This window comes from Acinetobacter geminorum, assembly GCF_013009345.1.
In the GTDB taxonomy this organism is placed as follows: Bacteria; Pseudomonadota; Gammaproteobacteria; order Pseudomonadales; family Moraxellaceae; genus Acinetobacter; species Acinetobacter geminorum.
Genome location: NZ_JABELE010000003.1, coordinates 259,931 through 274,241 on the forward strand (window position 1 = coordinate 259,931; position 14,311 = coordinate 274,241).

General features: G+C 39.5%; 13 protein-coding genes, 1 tRNA gene and 1 pseudogene. 11 read left to right on the top strand and 4 right to left on the bottom strand.

Translation table 11 applies throughout. The features are described from left to right. Nucleotides 1-248 precede the first annotated feature (248 nt). Nucleotides 249-1,910: an energy-dependent translational throttle protein EttA gene (gene ettA / locus HJG58_RS04605; protein ID WP_005067029.1), complete on the top strand. Its 1,662-nt coding sequence runs from the start codon at nucleotides 249-251 to the stop codon at nucleotides 1,908-1,910. Nucleotides 1,911-1,950: 40 nt separating this feature from the next. On the opposite strand, the gene HJG58_RS04610 is transcribed toward ettA, so the two are convergent. Continuing rightward, a complete protein-coding gene (locus HJG58_RS04610; protein WP_216076504.1) occupies nucleotides 1,951-2,334 on the bottom strand; it encodes a tetratricopeptide repeat protein in 384 nt (127 codons plus the stop codon). Between the two features lie 362 nt (nucleotides 2,335-2,696). Then, nucleotides 2,697-3,334: pseudogene (locus HJG58_RS04615) on the bottom strand (hypothetical protein). A 150-nt stretch (nucleotides 3,335-3,484) separates the two neighbouring features. On the opposite strand from HJG58_RS04615, the gene HJG58_RS04620 reads away from it, so the two are divergent. From HJG58_RS04620 to HJG58_RS04655, 9 genes are all read left to right on the top strand, one after another. Then, nucleotides 3,485-3,883 (top strand): cation efflux protein, CzcI-like, encoded by a 399-nt coding sequence (locus HJG58_RS04620; protein WP_216076505.1) that lies wholly within the window; start codon nucleotides 3,485-3,487, stop codon nucleotides 3,881-3,883. Between the two features lie 56 nt (nucleotides 3,884-3,939). Further along, nucleotides 3,940-4,134, top strand: coding sequence for a hypothetical protein (locus HJG58_RS18980; protein WP_235944459.1), 195 nt, complete (start codon nucleotides 3,940-3,942; stop codon nucleotides 4,132-4,134). After that, nucleotides 4,125-4,742, top strand: coding sequence for a methyltransferase family protein (locus HJG58_RS04625; RefSeq protein ID WP_170248071.1), 618 nt, complete (start codon nucleotides 4,125-4,127; stop codon nucleotides 4,740-4,742). The genes HJG58_RS18980 and HJG58_RS04625 overlap by 10 nt, the downstream gene beginning before the upstream one ends. Nucleotides 4,743-4,886: 144 nt before the next feature. Continuing rightward, a complete protein-coding gene (locus HJG58_RS04630) occupies nucleotides 4,887-5,060 on the top strand; it encodes a hypothetical protein (protein ID WP_199977048.1) in 174 nt (57 codons plus the stop codon). A 198-nt stretch (nucleotides 5,061-5,258) separates the two neighbouring features. After that, on the top strand, nucleotides 5,259-5,654 hold the full coding sequence (locus HJG58_RS04635; protein ID WP_328704248.1) for a cation efflux protein, CzcI-like: 396 nt from the start codon (nucleotides 5,259-5,261) through the stop codon (nucleotides 5,652-5,654). Between the two features lie 57 nt (nucleotides 5,655-5,711). After that, nucleotides 5,712-7,121, top strand: coding sequence for a TolC family protein (locus HJG58_RS04640; protein ID WP_170248072.1), 1,410 nt, complete (start codon nucleotides 5,712-5,714; stop codon nucleotides 7,119-7,121). Then, nucleotides 7,121-8,329: an efflux RND transporter periplasmic adaptor subunit gene (locus HJG58_RS04645; RefSeq protein ID WP_170248073.1), complete on the top strand. Its 1,209-nt coding sequence runs from the start codon at nucleotides 7,121-7,123 to the stop codon at nucleotides 8,327-8,329. The genes HJG58_RS04640 and HJG58_RS04645 overlap by 1 nt, the downstream gene beginning before the upstream one ends. Beyond that, the gene (locus tag HJG58_RS04650) at nucleotides 8,319-11,477 is read left to right on the top strand and encodes an efflux RND transporter permease subunit (protein WP_170248074.1); all 3,159 of its coding nucleotides are present in this window, start codon (nucleotides 8,319-8,321) and stop codon (nucleotides 11,475-11,477) included. The genes HJG58_RS04645 and HJG58_RS04650 overlap by 11 nt, the downstream gene beginning before the upstream one ends. 132 nt (nucleotides 11,478-11,609) lie before the next feature. Then, entirely contained in the window at nucleotides 11,610-12,566 is a 957-nt protein-coding gene (locus tag HJG58_RS04655; protein ID WP_057085355.1) for a cation diffusion facilitator family transporter, read from the top strand. A 19-nt stretch (nucleotides 12,567-12,585) separates the two neighbouring features. On the opposite strand, the gene HJG58_RS04660 is transcribed toward HJG58_RS04655, so the two are convergent. Continuing rightward, the gene (locus HJG58_RS04660; RefSeq protein ID WP_170248075.1) at nucleotides 12,586-12,924 is read right to left on the bottom strand and encodes a hypothetical protein; all 339 of its coding nucleotides are present in this window, start codon (nucleotides 12,922-12,924) and stop codon (nucleotides 12,586-12,588) included. Between the two features lie 273 nt (nucleotides 12,925-13,197). Here HJG58_RS04660 and HJG58_RS04665 point away from each other — a divergent pair, with 273 nt between their 5' ends. Continuing rightward, on the top strand, nucleotides 13,198-14,145 hold the full coding sequence (locus tag HJG58_RS04665) for a hypothetical protein (protein WP_170248076.1): 948 nt from the start codon (nucleotides 13,198-13,200) through the stop codon (nucleotides 14,143-14,145). Nucleotides 14,146-14,235: 90 nt separating this feature from the next. Here the strand turns inward: HJG58_RS04665 and HJG58_RS04670 are convergent. After that, nucleotides 14,236-14,311 (bottom strand) — tRNA-Glu (locus tag HJG58_RS04670).

Genomic DNA, 14,311 nt, shown 5'->3' on the forward strand with positions numbered 1-14,311 from the left:
ATTTATGTACAAAATTGCAGAAATTCTGGTTTGTTTTCTAATTTTAGGAATAAAGATAGAAAAATATACGCTGAAAAGCTGTATAAATCTTATCCATAAACATTTTGCAACTTATTGAAAAAGAAAATTGTTTGATAAATCCGTACGATGGAAATCATAACTTCAAGTTGTTGGGGTTTTCAGCGTATAATACGCGCGATTATTTATCGCTTATGCGATGTATTGGTTTTTCAATTGAGGAGTCCTGCGTGGCCCAATATATTTATACGATGAACCGAGTGTCTAAGATGGTTCCGCCAAAGCGCGAAATCTTGAAAGACATCTCTTTATCATTTTTCCCGGGTGCCAAAATTGGTGTGCTCGGTTTGAACGGTGCAGGTAAATCTACCTTGCTTCGTATTATGGCTGGCGTAGATAAAGATTTCTCTGGTGAAGCTCGTGCACAACCTGGAATTAAAATCGGCTATTTAGAGCAAGAGCCACCTCTTGATCCGACTAAAGACGTTCGTGGTAACGTTGAAGATGGCGTGCGTGAAGCTTTAGATGCTTTAGAACGTCTTGATCAGGTATTTGCAGAGTATGCAGACCCAGATGCTGATTTTGATGCACTTGCAAAAGAGCAGGAAAAATTAGAATCAATTATCCATGCTTGGGATGCACATAACTTAAATAACCAGCTTGAAATCGCGGCAGATGCCTTGAACCTTCCAGCTTGGGATGCAGACGTAACTAAGCTTTCAGGTGGTGAGCGCCGTCGTGTAGCGCTTTGTCGTTTATTGCTTTCGAAGCCAGACATGTTGCTTCTTGACGAACCGACGAACCATTTGGATGCAGAATCTGTATCTTGGTTAGAGCGCTTCTTGAAAGATTTCCCTGGCACAATCGTTGCGATTACGCATGACCGTTATTTCTTAGATAACGTTGCCGAGTGGATCTTGGAGCTTGACCGTGGACACGGTATTCCTTACCAAGGTAACTACTCTTCTTGGTTGGAACAGAAAAATGCTCGTTTAGAACAAGAGCAGAAACAAGAAGAATCTTTTGCTAAAGCATTGAAAAAAGAACTTGAATGGGTTCGTTCAAATGCGAAAGGTCAGCAAAAGAAAAACAAAGCGCGTATGGAACGCTTTGAAGAGCTTAACTCTAAAGAATTCCAGCAACGTAATGAAACGTCTGAAATCTACATTCCACCTGGCCCTCGCTTGGGTAATAAAGTTGTGGAAGTGGAAGGTATCAGCAAATCATTTGACGGCCGCGTATTATACGAAAACTTATCGTTTACTGTACCACCAACAGCAATTGTGGGTATCGTTGGTCCAAACGGTGCGGGTAAAACGACTTTATTCCGTATGATGACTGGCGAACAGCAACCTGATACAGGTACTGTGACTTTAGGTGAGTCAGTTAAAGTGGCTTACGTAGGTCAGATTCGTGACACCCTAGACAATAACAAAACTGTTTGGGAAGAAGTGTCTGGTGGTTTAGATATCTTGAAAGTGGGCGATTATGAAATTGCTTCACGTGCTTATATCGGCCGCTTTAACTTTAAAGGCCAAGACCAGCAAAAACGCGTAGGCGAATTGTCTGGTGGTGAGCGTAACCGTTTACAACTTGCGAAAATTTTACAGCAAGGTGCAAACGTTATCTTACTGGATGAGCCATCAAACGACTTGGATATTGAAACTTTACGTGCGCTTGAGGATGCAATTCTTGTATTCCCTGGTACGGTAATGGTGGTATCGCATGACCGTTGGTTCCTTGACCGTATCGCGACCCACATCTTGTCATTTGAAAATGAACAGCCAGAATTCTACACAGGTAACTATGCAGAATATGAAGCGTATCGTCAGTCACGTTTAGGTGAAGACGCTGTTCAAAAACGTACTAAATACAAAAAAATTAGCGGATAATCTCTGTTAATTTAAAAAACCAGCCTAAGGGCTGGTTTTTTTATGAAAAAGCGAGTTTACTAAAAGCTTCTTGTAAGCAATGCTCGGCATCGGGATGTCCCTGACTTGCTGCTTTTCTAAGCCATTTTTCAGCTTCGTTATAGTTTTTATCTAATCCAAATTGACCATTGAGATAACCAATACCAAGCTTAAAAGAAGCATCAGAGCTACCACGTAAAGCTGCTCGTAAGTAGCACCACATAGCATTTCGGTCATTAGGAGTTACATCTAACCAATTTTGCATACGTTCATGGTCTTGCTCAGCTAACTCTTCAAAGCGTAAACCCTGTTCAATTTCATCAACTGCTTGCGAATGCATATCAGAAGGTAAGTTTTCAAAAGCAAACAAGTGATTAAGTCCATGCTTGATTGATTTCATATTCATGATAGTCTCCCTTGTTCCTCAATTTGATTGAATTGAATCACACTTTTAAGCTAGTCCCTTATATTGAAATATTATGTTTTTTTTTGTAAATGTGATATAGCGTATTTGGATGAAAAATAGTGAAGTTTTGGCTTACATAAAAGTTACACGTGTTTTTATGCTAAGTGAAATTAATCTAGCTCTTCTCTATATACTTTATCTATAGCGGTGTTTTGATAGCTAGAAAATCCTCATTTTTTGATAACGTATCTATTTTCTTTGATCAAAAAAGCATGAGTAAAAATTATAAATAACAAACAAAAGATAAATTTTTAAACAAAACCAGCTTAAGGGCTGTTTTTTTAATTAAGGACTTGGAAATATTAATTATTAAATTCGCCACGTAAATCAGCCCACATCAGTGATGGAACGACCGTAATCACATCGAAGGTCATGGCAAATGGATAGAGCACCATACGGGTCGCCTTTTTCAAAGGATGTTTTTTGGACCTTTTTAGCTTCCTGTGATTGATAAAGCTGGCCTTTAAAGAAAATATTGATATAAGGATAAGGTGCCGTTTGTTGATTTTGAATGATATTGAAATTTTGTCTAAAGCCGAGAGACTTTAATAAATTTTTTTGCGAGTCATTTAAATCAACCATACGTGTGTTATAGCGTATTTGTAAAACGCCATGAAAATGATTGGGGGTCATCCATGGTCAGTACTAGTGGGGATGGACTGGTCAGACTCCGTTGGTCTGCCGGGATTGCATGAAGAAGTTTTGATAGCTCAGCGCTTCCCTCGGTCATTAAATAGCTGAAATCTTGGCCTACAAATACGATCCCTTGTTCTTGCTGGTTTTGAACAGCTTGCCCTAAAGCAATGATTTGATCTTTTGCTAAAATGATCTTCTCGATTCTTGTGGTTTCATTAGGAAGAGCTTCTGAAAGTAATGTCGTGGCACAAGCACTCAAATTTAAACAGACGATAACGATTAGGGTGGAAAATAGTTTATACATTGCAGGAACTCAAATAAGAAAATAATTTTTCTAAAGAAAAAACTTTTTTAAAACAGCGATAAATTGACAAAAAATTATTTTGTAATTTTATTACATTGGTATCGCTTGCTATAGTGACTTTGTACAATTTCTAATTATCACGGTGTACGGTTGCCACGTTCTACAATTTTTATGTCCGTCTTGTTTAGCTTGCTCATATTCCAAAGCTTATGGAATGTGGCAGCGGCATTTTGCGTGCATGAAAATAGGGGAGCGGCATTACAACATTTCGGTCATCATGCAGATTTAAATGTGTATCAATCTTCAGACCATATGCACACTGAACATATTGGTAATGTAGAAAATTCTGATAATGCTCCATTAAGCTGGCAGGATCATCATGATCATTTACCTTCGTGTTTTCATGTAGTGATGACTGAAAACGCGAAACAAGCTCAAGAACCTATTGTACGTGTACATGAGCTTTCACAAATCTATTACTGGTCTAATTCTTATCAGTCTCCGCATCTTGGCTCTTTAAATCCCCCTCCTGTCTTAACCCTGCTATAGGTGGGGTAGCCGAAAAATAACCCACCAGAAATTTATTTATTTCAAAGGGTTATTTTATGCTTAATTATATGTGCAAACAAAGCGCAGCAATCTTCTATGTAGATTACTCGCTTAAACATTCACGTCTTTATGTTAATGACAAGGCGGGATATAAGATTCTGTCAAATCTTTCCGGAAAACAAAAATATCATTTTAATGAATCGGTTATCTCATCTCTGATGATTCACAGTGATGGAGGTTTATGGAGATGAATATTTTATTTTCCCCCCGCGTTAGAACTGTGAGCTCCCGAGTGATTGGGTTTATTTTAGCTATTATTCTCGCTTTCAGCTTTAGTAAATGGCATTTTCAGGCAGCATTCGTGGAACATATTTTATGGTTCTTTGGATGGTTTTTTGTGGGCATTGGAGTAATGGGAAGAATATGGTGCAGTCTTTACATTTCTGGATTTAAGAATGCCAAGTTAGTAACCGATGGTCCCTATTCTTTATGTAGAAATCCACTCTATCTATTTAGTTATCTGGGTGGAGTCGGGATCATGTTGATTACAGAGACGTTTATCTTCCCAATATTATTCACGCTTTATTTTCTCTGTTACTACCATTATGTCATACGCCAAGAAGAAGCATTCCTGAGTGAAAAATATGGAACTGCATATTCAGATTATATAAAGACAATTCCACGCTTTTTACCAAGTTTCAAAAATTTTAAAGAGCCTGAGTTCTATCAGGTTTCGCCGAAGCATTTCCGCATTTTTTTGACGCAGGTGGTGTGGTTTATCTGGGTTGCGGCCTTAGTCCAACTTTTTGATGAGTTGCGACTACACGGTGTTCTCCCTTCATTGTTTAGTTGGTTCTAAAAATGAAATGAAAGTATATCCGCATGCTTCTTAGAGACTCAGAAGTTTTGTTCTGAGTTGATTAACTAAGGCATGCGAAAAATTAATTTTATTTCTGGGTTAAATCCTTAAATAAATTCGGAATATTTAGATCAGGTGATTATTATGTCTATTAAACTAAATAAAAAATCAGTTTTGATGGTTTTACTTCTTTCAACAAGTTTGGCTCATGCTGATGGAGGGTTAATATTCCTCGAAAAGAATATTAAGTCTCAGCAAGAAACAAAAGCTAAAGCTGAAAAAAGTAAGAATCCTCATTTAACTTGTAAGCGTAAATAATTTTTATTTTTTAGGAAACTAATTACTTAATAATTAGTTTCCTATGAGTAAAGATAAAAATTCTTAATGATTTATTCTTATCTTTACTCAGGCGAGATTAGGATCGCTTCTATACTGCTATTTATAGATGTAATTTTATTACATGCCGATAGCCTGCTATAGTGGCTTTGTTCAACTTCTTAGTTTAATGGTGTGCTGTTGCCACGTTCTGCACTTTTCATGTCCGTCTTATTCTGTTTGCTTATATTCCAAAGTTTATGGAATGTGGCAGCGGCATTTTGCGCCCATGAAAATCAGGAAAAGGCATTACATCATTTTGGTCATCATGCAGCGTTGAGTTATGAAGCTTCACAGCATAGCCATACGGAAAAGACAGATATCGTAGGAACTACTCATAAAGCTCCTTTAACCTTGTCCGATCATCATGACCATTTACCTTCATGTTTTCATGTTGTGATTGTAGAAGCACAAGAAAAACTTGTTTCACCGTTAATACTGTCATCTGAGCCAAAACAACAATATTATTGGTCCAATTCTTATAAGTCCCCTCATATTTCTAAACAAGACCCGCCTCCTGTTTTAACCCTGCTATAGGTGGGGTAGCCGAAAATTAGCCCACCAGAAATATTATTTATTTCATAGGGTTATTTTATGTCTATTTTTTTATACGAAAAGCGTTTCGTTAGTCTGAACACATCTTGGGTACTGAAATCATTAGTTGTTGCAGTTGCGCTTTCAACTAGTGTTGTAACAACTGTTGCTAGTGCAAATCAGAACCTCACGCAGAATACTCAATCGCAGCAGGTACAGAATGTTTTAACGTTTGAGCAGGTGCTTGATCAGGTTAAGCAATTTCAGACTCAAACAGGAATTTGGCAAACTCAACAAGATATTGCCGAGAGCAATATCAAACAGAGCCAGCTATGGGAAAACCCGACGGTTTCTGTACAGCAAACGGGTTTTAAATCTGGAAAAGATCAGGAATTAGAACTCGGAATCTCGCAAAAACTAGATATTTTTGGTGTACGTTCCGCAGCAAAAAAACTAGCAAGTGTTCAGCAAAATCAAGTTGAGTTAAATCAGGTTTTATATGAGGCTCAACTGAAGCTGGCGGTAAAATATTTATGGTCACAAGTATCTATTTTAGAGCTTGAACATGAAGTTGCTAAAGCCCAGTTAAGAACGAGTAAAAATCTTCTTGATGCTACCCGCTTACGCTTTCAGGCCGGCAGTATTGCTCAGGTTGATTTAGATCGAACTCTTATGACGCATGTTGAAAATCAGCGTTTATATCAGGAAGTTGAATTATCACTGAGTAGTGCTAAAAGAAAATTGGCTAACTTATGGGGTGAGACAGAAGATAACTTCACCTTACGCCCGGATATAAAAAGTGCGTGGCCTTTAAAAAATGAAAGTGATATCGACCAATATCTAAAACAGAATTTGTTAGAACAGTCCCTACAGCTTCAAGCAATACAACAAAATTCTGAAATTAATTATTTAAAGGCAAAAAATCGGCCTACGCCTACTGTAAATATGGGCGTGGTTCGTAGTAAAACCGCAGAAACGAGCAGTACCGAAAATCAGATTCGAGTCGGTATTGCAGTTCCTTTAAATATTTTTAATCGCCAGCAATATGCACTCAAAGTTGCTCAAAGCAAACTCGATTTAATTGACCAGCAGCAAAGCTTTTATAAAAAGCAAAGCGAGAATTCTATCCGTACTCTACAGTATGAGTTAGCGGGTTTAAAGCAGCAATATAATTTAATGAATGAGCAGCAAATCCCTTTATCAGAGACAGTACAAGAGAAAATGTTGCTTGGCTTTAAAGTCGGTAAATTTGCAATTACTGATGTCCAGCAATCTACCTTGCAATTACAAGAACAACGTTTGAAAAAAGTTCAACTACTTAAATCTGCTTGGCAAAAAGCAATTGAGGCAGAAAGTTTAGCTCTCGGGATTGATCCAAATGTGGTGATGTCTGGAGATGCATTAAATCAAATTAATCAAAATTTATGGCAAGACACCTATAACTTGCCGACAGTTGGAGGGGCAGAGTAATGTCAGTTAAAAAAATGAAAAACCAATGGTTTATTGCTATTCTGCTGCTGATTGTCTGCCTTGCTTTAAGTGCTTGGTTATTTTTCTCTGGAAAAAAACAGCCTAATACTGATGAAGGTGAAGAAGAGCATGCAGAGGGTGAAGCTGATCATGAAGAATCTGGAAAAGAGGAAGGGAGTTTAAACCTCACGTCTAAGCAACTGGTTGAATATGGAGTGAAGTTAGAGCAAGTAGGACGTGGAGAAGTTGAGCAGAATCTCTCGTATCCTGCCAAACTTGTTGTAAATACAGACCAGCAAGCACATGTCTCTTCAACTTTTTCTGCGCGTGTAGATAGTGTAAATGTTGCGTTGGGACAACAAGTTGAAAAGGGTCAGGCGCTTGCGACTTTATTTGTGCCGGATTTGGTTGATCAACAAGCTAACTTAAGCATGGCACAAGAAGCACTGACATTAGCCCAGCAAGATTATCAGCGTGAAAAACAATTGTGGGAACAAGGGGTTTCAGCACGTCAAGATTACCAGCGTGCTTACAATGCTTATCGTCAGGCGCAGATTCAGGTGCAGGCTGCAAATAGCCGTTTATCTGCATTGGGAGCAAATCGCTCAAGTAAAGGCCGATATGTTTTAACTGCACCTTTAAGCGGTGTAATCAGTAGTAAAGATATTGTCATTGGTGAGCAAATTGGTCCTGAAAAACAGTTATTTGTTATTGATCGCCTAGATCAGTTATGGGTTGAATTTGTGCTACCAAGTGCAAATACCAATATTCAGCCTAATCAGGAAATTGAATTTAAATCACTGCAAACGAATAATATTTTTAAAGCACAGGTACAAAGTTTAACTTCAGAAGCGGACAGTCAAACTGGTCGTCTACAGGTTCGTGCCAAGGTACTCACACCTTCAAAAGAATTACGTCCTAACTTAATGGTCAATGTGTTACTGAAACAAAATAATGCAGCGACTGTATTACGAGTTAACAAGACAGCGATACAACAGATTGATGGCAAGAATGTCGTCTTTATTGCAAAACAAGAGAAGGACAAAATTCATTTTGCTCCTGTTGCAGTTGAGTTAGGTAATTATTCTTCAGATGCACAATGGGTCGAAGTTAAATCCGGAATTACTGAAAAGCAGCAATATGTGACTCAAGGTAGTTTCTTGCTCAAGTCCGAACTTGAAAAAGGGGAGGCTGAGCATGGACATTAATAAACCTGATTTGCCAAAGGCTGAAGGTTTGTTTGATCGAATCATTCAGTTTTCAATTAACAACGCCATTTGGGTCATGATGTTTGTCGTGGCTTGGATTGGTGTCGGAATTTATAGCTACCAAAAACTTTCAATTGATGCCGTGCCTGATATCACCAATGTACAGGTACAAATCAATAGTCAGGCCAATGGTTTTACAGCACCTGAAGTTGAGCAAAGGATTACTTATCCGATTGAAAATGCCATGTCCGGTATTCCAAATCTGGAACAGACTCGTTCAATTTCCAGATATGGCCTTTCTCAGGTCACGATTATCTTTAAAGATGGCACAGACATTTACTGGGCAAGACAGCTGATTAACCAGCGTTTACAAGAAGCAAAGAGTGCTTTACCAGATAGCATTGATCCGCAAATGTCTCCAATTTCGACTGGACTCGGTGAGATTTATCAATGGGTGGTAAAAGCAGAGCCCAATGCTAAAAAAGCAGATGGTTCAGCCTATAGCGCGATGGACCTGCGTGAAATCCAAGACTGGATTATTCGGCCCCAGTTACAACGTGTACAAGGGGTGGCGGAAGTTAATAGCATTGGTGGATATAACAAAACCTATGTGGTCTCTCCAGATCTGACACGGTTACAACAGTTGCAAATTCCACTCACTGATTTACAGGATGCGCTTCAAAATAATAATGAAAACCGTGGTGCTGGATTTATTGAAGAAAATGGCCAGCAACTCACAGTTCGTGTTCCCGGTATGCTGGCATCGATACAAGATATTCAGAACGTTACGGTTGCCACTAAAAACGGTTTACCCATACGGGTTGCAGATGTTGCATCAGTATCGATTGGTCATGATTTGCGTACAGGTGGTGCTACCTATAATGGACAGGAAACTGTTTTAGGTATCGCCATGATGATGATGGGTGAAAACAGTAAAACCATTGCCAAGGCCATTGACGACAGAGTTCAGGAAATTCAAAAATCACTTCCTCAGGGCGTTGTGATTGAAACAGTCTATGATCGTAGTAGTCTCGTAGATAAAGCAATTAAAACAGTAGCTAAAAATTTAATTGAAGGGGCGATTTTAGTCATCGTTATCCTTTTTATTTTTTTAGGAAACTTTCGTGCTGCTTTAATCACTGCTTGTATTATCCCATTGGCAATGCTTTTTACCTTAACAGGTATGGCAGAACAAAAAATCAGTGCCAACCTGATGAGTCTGGGCGCTTTGGACTTCGGGATCATTGTTGATGGAGCAGTTGTTATTGTTGAAAACTGTATTCGGCGTTTAGCTGAAGCGCAGCATTTAAAAGGTCGCTTATTAACACGTTCAGAACGTTTCACTGAGGTCTTTCTAGCCGCTAAACAGGCACGCCGGCCATTAATATTTGGTCAGATCATCATTATGGTCGTGTACTTGCCAATTTTTGCTTTAGCAGGCGTAGAAGCAAAAATGTTCCATCCTATGGCAATGACCGTCGTTTTAGCGTTATTGGGTGCAATTATTTTATCTGTGACCTTTGTGCCAGCAGCTGTCGCTTTGTTTGTTACAGGTGAAGTGAAGGAAAAAGAAAGCCGCTGGATGATGTCACTGAAAAAAGGTTATGCAGACTTACTCGATAAAGCATATGCCTTCCGATATGTTGTTGTCACAGCAGCGATCAGCATCTTGATTTTGACAAGTGCTATTGCAACACGAGTGGGAAGTGAGTTCGCACCTCAACTCAGTGAGGGTGATTTTGCACTACAACTCATGCGTGCACCGAGCACAGGCATAGAAGAGTCACTTAAGATTCAGGAGAATGTAGAGAAGCAGTTACTCAAAGCTTTCCCTGAAATTAAAGCCATTTTTGCAAGAACAGGAACAGCCGAGGTTGCGACCGATGTCATGCCTCCTAATATTTCCGATGGCATTGTTCTATTAAAACCGCACGATCAATGGCCAAACCCTAAAGAAACGATAGATGAATTGCGTACCAGAATGCTGCAATTTGTGAACCAGATTCCTGGTAATAACAGTGAATTCTCGCAACCCATCGAACTACGTTTTAATGAACTCATTTCAGGTGTACGTAGTGATATTGGGGTGAAAGTTTTTGGGGACGATATGCAGGTCCTCAATCAGGAAGCGGAAAAAATAGCCCAACAGCTACGTAGCATTCCAGGTGCCAGTGAAGTCAAAGTTGAACAGACTGACGGTTTGCCATTACTCAATGTTGATGTTGATCATGCTCTGGCTGCCCAATATGGATTATCAGTCAAGTCTATTCAGGATATTGTCGCTGCGAGTATTGGAGGACAAAGTGTAGGGCAAATTTTACAGGGTGATAGACGTTTCGATTTTGTGATTCGTTTGCAGGAAGACATGCGTACGCCTCAGCAGCTAGCACAATTACCGATTCGCTTACCAAACGGCGGTCTGATCCAGTTACAAGACGTTGCCAAGGTTGAGAATATTCTGGGCCTTGCTCAAGTGAGCCGTGAAAATGGCAAACGCCGAGTGATTGTGACAGCAAATGTGCGTGATCGTGACCTTGGGTCTTTTGTACAAGAGATGCAAAGCAAACTGGCGCAGCAAAAGCTACCTAGCGGTTATTGGTTGGGTTATGGAGGACAATTTGAGAATCTTGCTTCTGCCACTGCAAGAATGCAAATTGTTGTGCCGATGGCGCTCATCATGATCTTTGTATTGCTGATGGCGGTATTTAGTAACTTTAAAGATAGTTTACTTGTATTTAGCGGGGTTCCTTTCGCTTTATCTGGTGGATTAGTAGCTTTATGGCTGAGAGATATTCCGCTTTCTATGTCTGCTGGAGTCGGGTTTATCGCTCTATCAGGTGTTGCGGTATTGAATGGTTTGGTCATGCTCACATTCATTAAAGAGCTAAGAGCAACTCTAGATGTTCATGCTGCAACTTGGAAAGGTGCTGTACTGCGATTACGCCCTGTATTAATGACGGCATTCGTTGCTTCCCTCGGTTTTATTCCAATGGCTTTGGCAACTGGAACGGGTGCAGAGGTACAACGACCTTTGGCAACGGTAGTAATCGGTGGCATTATTTCATCTACGATACTAACGCTGGTTTTATTGCCAGTCATTTATCGATGGATGAATGAAAGCAAGACGAATAAAGTTGAGCATTCATAATGTCATCGATTTGAGATATCTTTTTTGATGAAAAAGTTTGAGTCAGAAAAGTATTTGAAACAGGTAAAGGTAAACATGAATTCATGGTTACTTTTACCTCACCATAAAGATAAATAATAAGGAGTCCGCAAAATGGGTGGACAACATGGTCATGACCATAGTCATGCTGTAGTGACTGAAGGTAATGCCAAGAAACTAACGATTGCCTTGGCGCTTACTACGACATTTTTAATTGTTGAAGTCATTGCAGGTTTAATCACACAAAGTCTGGCATTGCTCTCTGACGCTGCGCATATGTTTACAGATGCAGCTGCTTTGGCAATTGCTCTGGTCGCAATTCAGATTTCAAAACGTCCTGCCGACAATAAACGTACTTTTGGTTATCAGCGCTTTGAAATTCTGGCCGCTTTATTTAATGCACTCATGCTGTTCGTTGTGGCAATTTATATTTTATATGAAGCCTATATCCGTTTCTCTAAGCCACCCGAAATTCAAAGTGTGGGCATGTTGATCGTGGCAACCATTGGTTTGTTGATTAACCTCATCTCAATGAAAATCCTGATGTCGAGTGCCAATAACAGCCTAAATGTGAAAGGTGCTTATCTAGAAGTATTGAGTGATGCACTAGGTTCAGTAGGCGTTATTATTGGTGCAATTATTATTTACTTCACTAATTGGTACTGGATTGACACGCTTATTGCAGTACTGATTGGATTTTGGGTATTACCAAGAACATGGGTTTTACTTAAGCAAAGTATTAACATTTTGCTCGAAGGTGTGCCAGAAGAGGTCGATATTGAGAAGCTACGTGCAGATTTACTTTCTTTAAATGGTGTGGAAAGTATTCACCAACTCAAAGTATGGGCGATCACTTCTAAAAATATCCATTTAACCGTGCACTTATTTGCGCCTGAAGCTGATCGTACCAAGTTGTATCAAGATGCTGTTGAAATGCTTTCTCATGAACATGGTATTGGTGAAGTGACATTGCAAATTGAGGACGATGCCGAGATCAATTGTCAGCACATTGCTCAGCATGCTTCGCATAAACATGATGATGCAGATAATGCACATTCACATCAGCATTGAGCTGATGTGAACAGTTTTTTTAAATTTCCCATTCGTTATTGCAGTCACGGCATTTCCAGTGTTTTTGTGACTGTATAAATGCTTGCATAGAAAATTTGAAATCAGGCAAATCACGCCAGAACATAAAACCTGCCCCTACGGTAACCACAAATGCAACTACTGTTGCGATTTGAAGAGAACTACCTGCACCATTGCCAAAAATCCACATAAAGATGCTAATGACTACTAACAGTAAAAGCACAAAAATTGCAGGAATCAAGATAACCAGACTTTTAGGAACGACAGGTTTTGCGCTGTTAACGCCTTGGCTCACAGGCATAATTTTAACACTTTGACATTTAGGGCAACGATATTGCATGGGAACTCCACATTTAGTTTGAATCTATTCTAACGGAAATGTGCAGAAAGAAAAAAATTTGTAAGATATCGATGAAATGCATTGAGTTAGCAGAAAAATTACTTATGGATAAACAAAGAAATATAAAAAACGGATGATTTATTCGTACACATAAAAAATAAAATAATATTGTAGAGCATGCTAATCTACAGAAAAATGAAGTGTGATTAGCACAATAAATGAGCTTAAATACTCGAATAGGATGTGGGATAAATATAAAAAGGAGAGAGGGACTTGGGTCAACAAGATGACAATAAGTCGCAGCCTACAACGACAGCACCGGTTTTAGCTACCCCAGATACTGCTAAACCGTCATTATCTCGTCGATTACTGCATAAGACATTGCAACATGCTCAAGATGCAGTTGGGTTTGCTAGCGACACGACACGTAATATTGCAGAGGTTGCCGATGCTGCTTTGGACGCGCTCGATCAAGTAACTACGCATACACGACGTGGAGTTGTCGGAATGACAAATCTGGCAGCAGGTACTGTAAGAGATATGGTGTCTGAAACCAGTGAAACAGCACGCCAAGTCGCATTGATTATGGCGCGAACTTTTTTGGGCAAAAGTACCTTAACGTTGTACTTACCCGAAATGTTATTAAATAATCAAATTCGTAAGCGTATTGATCGCTCCGAAATTGATGATATTAAAATCAAGTGCGGCAATGACAGTTTCCAAGTCGAGATCGATGGGCATTATCATCGCTTCATGTATCGTTTGAGTTTAGATTTTAAAGTATTGGAATGCCGTATTGGGCAGGAAAAATTCTTACGCTTGCGTCAAATGGATGAAAGTCTCGATGTGCAGATTCGTCATGGCGGTACCTTGTCAAATTGGGCTGTGCGACGTATTGGTCGAGTTGGTTTCGAAGTGGTAAATATGTTGCCTATTCCATCACTTATTAATCATTTGATTGGTGATATTCCCGGAATCCAACGCGATGGGCATCGCATGTGGTTTATTGACCTAGAGCAAGCAGGATTTATTGACTTTATTAACAACCGTTCATGGATGGTTGAAAAGCTTCTGAGTTTGACTGATTTTAGTATTTTACCGGGCTTGAATATTTTGAGAGAAAGTCGCGAGCTTGTGCAGCAGCTCGTAGATCAGTTTGAAATTAGAGGACTACGAGTGCAGTCTGGTCGTCTTGAAGTACAAGTAGGAATTGCGAGTTGATAGAGCATATAAAAAGTTAATCATAGATTGGCTTTTTATTTTTTAGGCAAGAAAAAAGCCACTGACGTTATGCAGTGGCTTTTTAGAATTTGGCGTCCCTACGGGGATTCGAACCCCGGTTACCGCCGTGAAAGGGCGATGTCCTAGGCCTCTAGACGATAGGGAC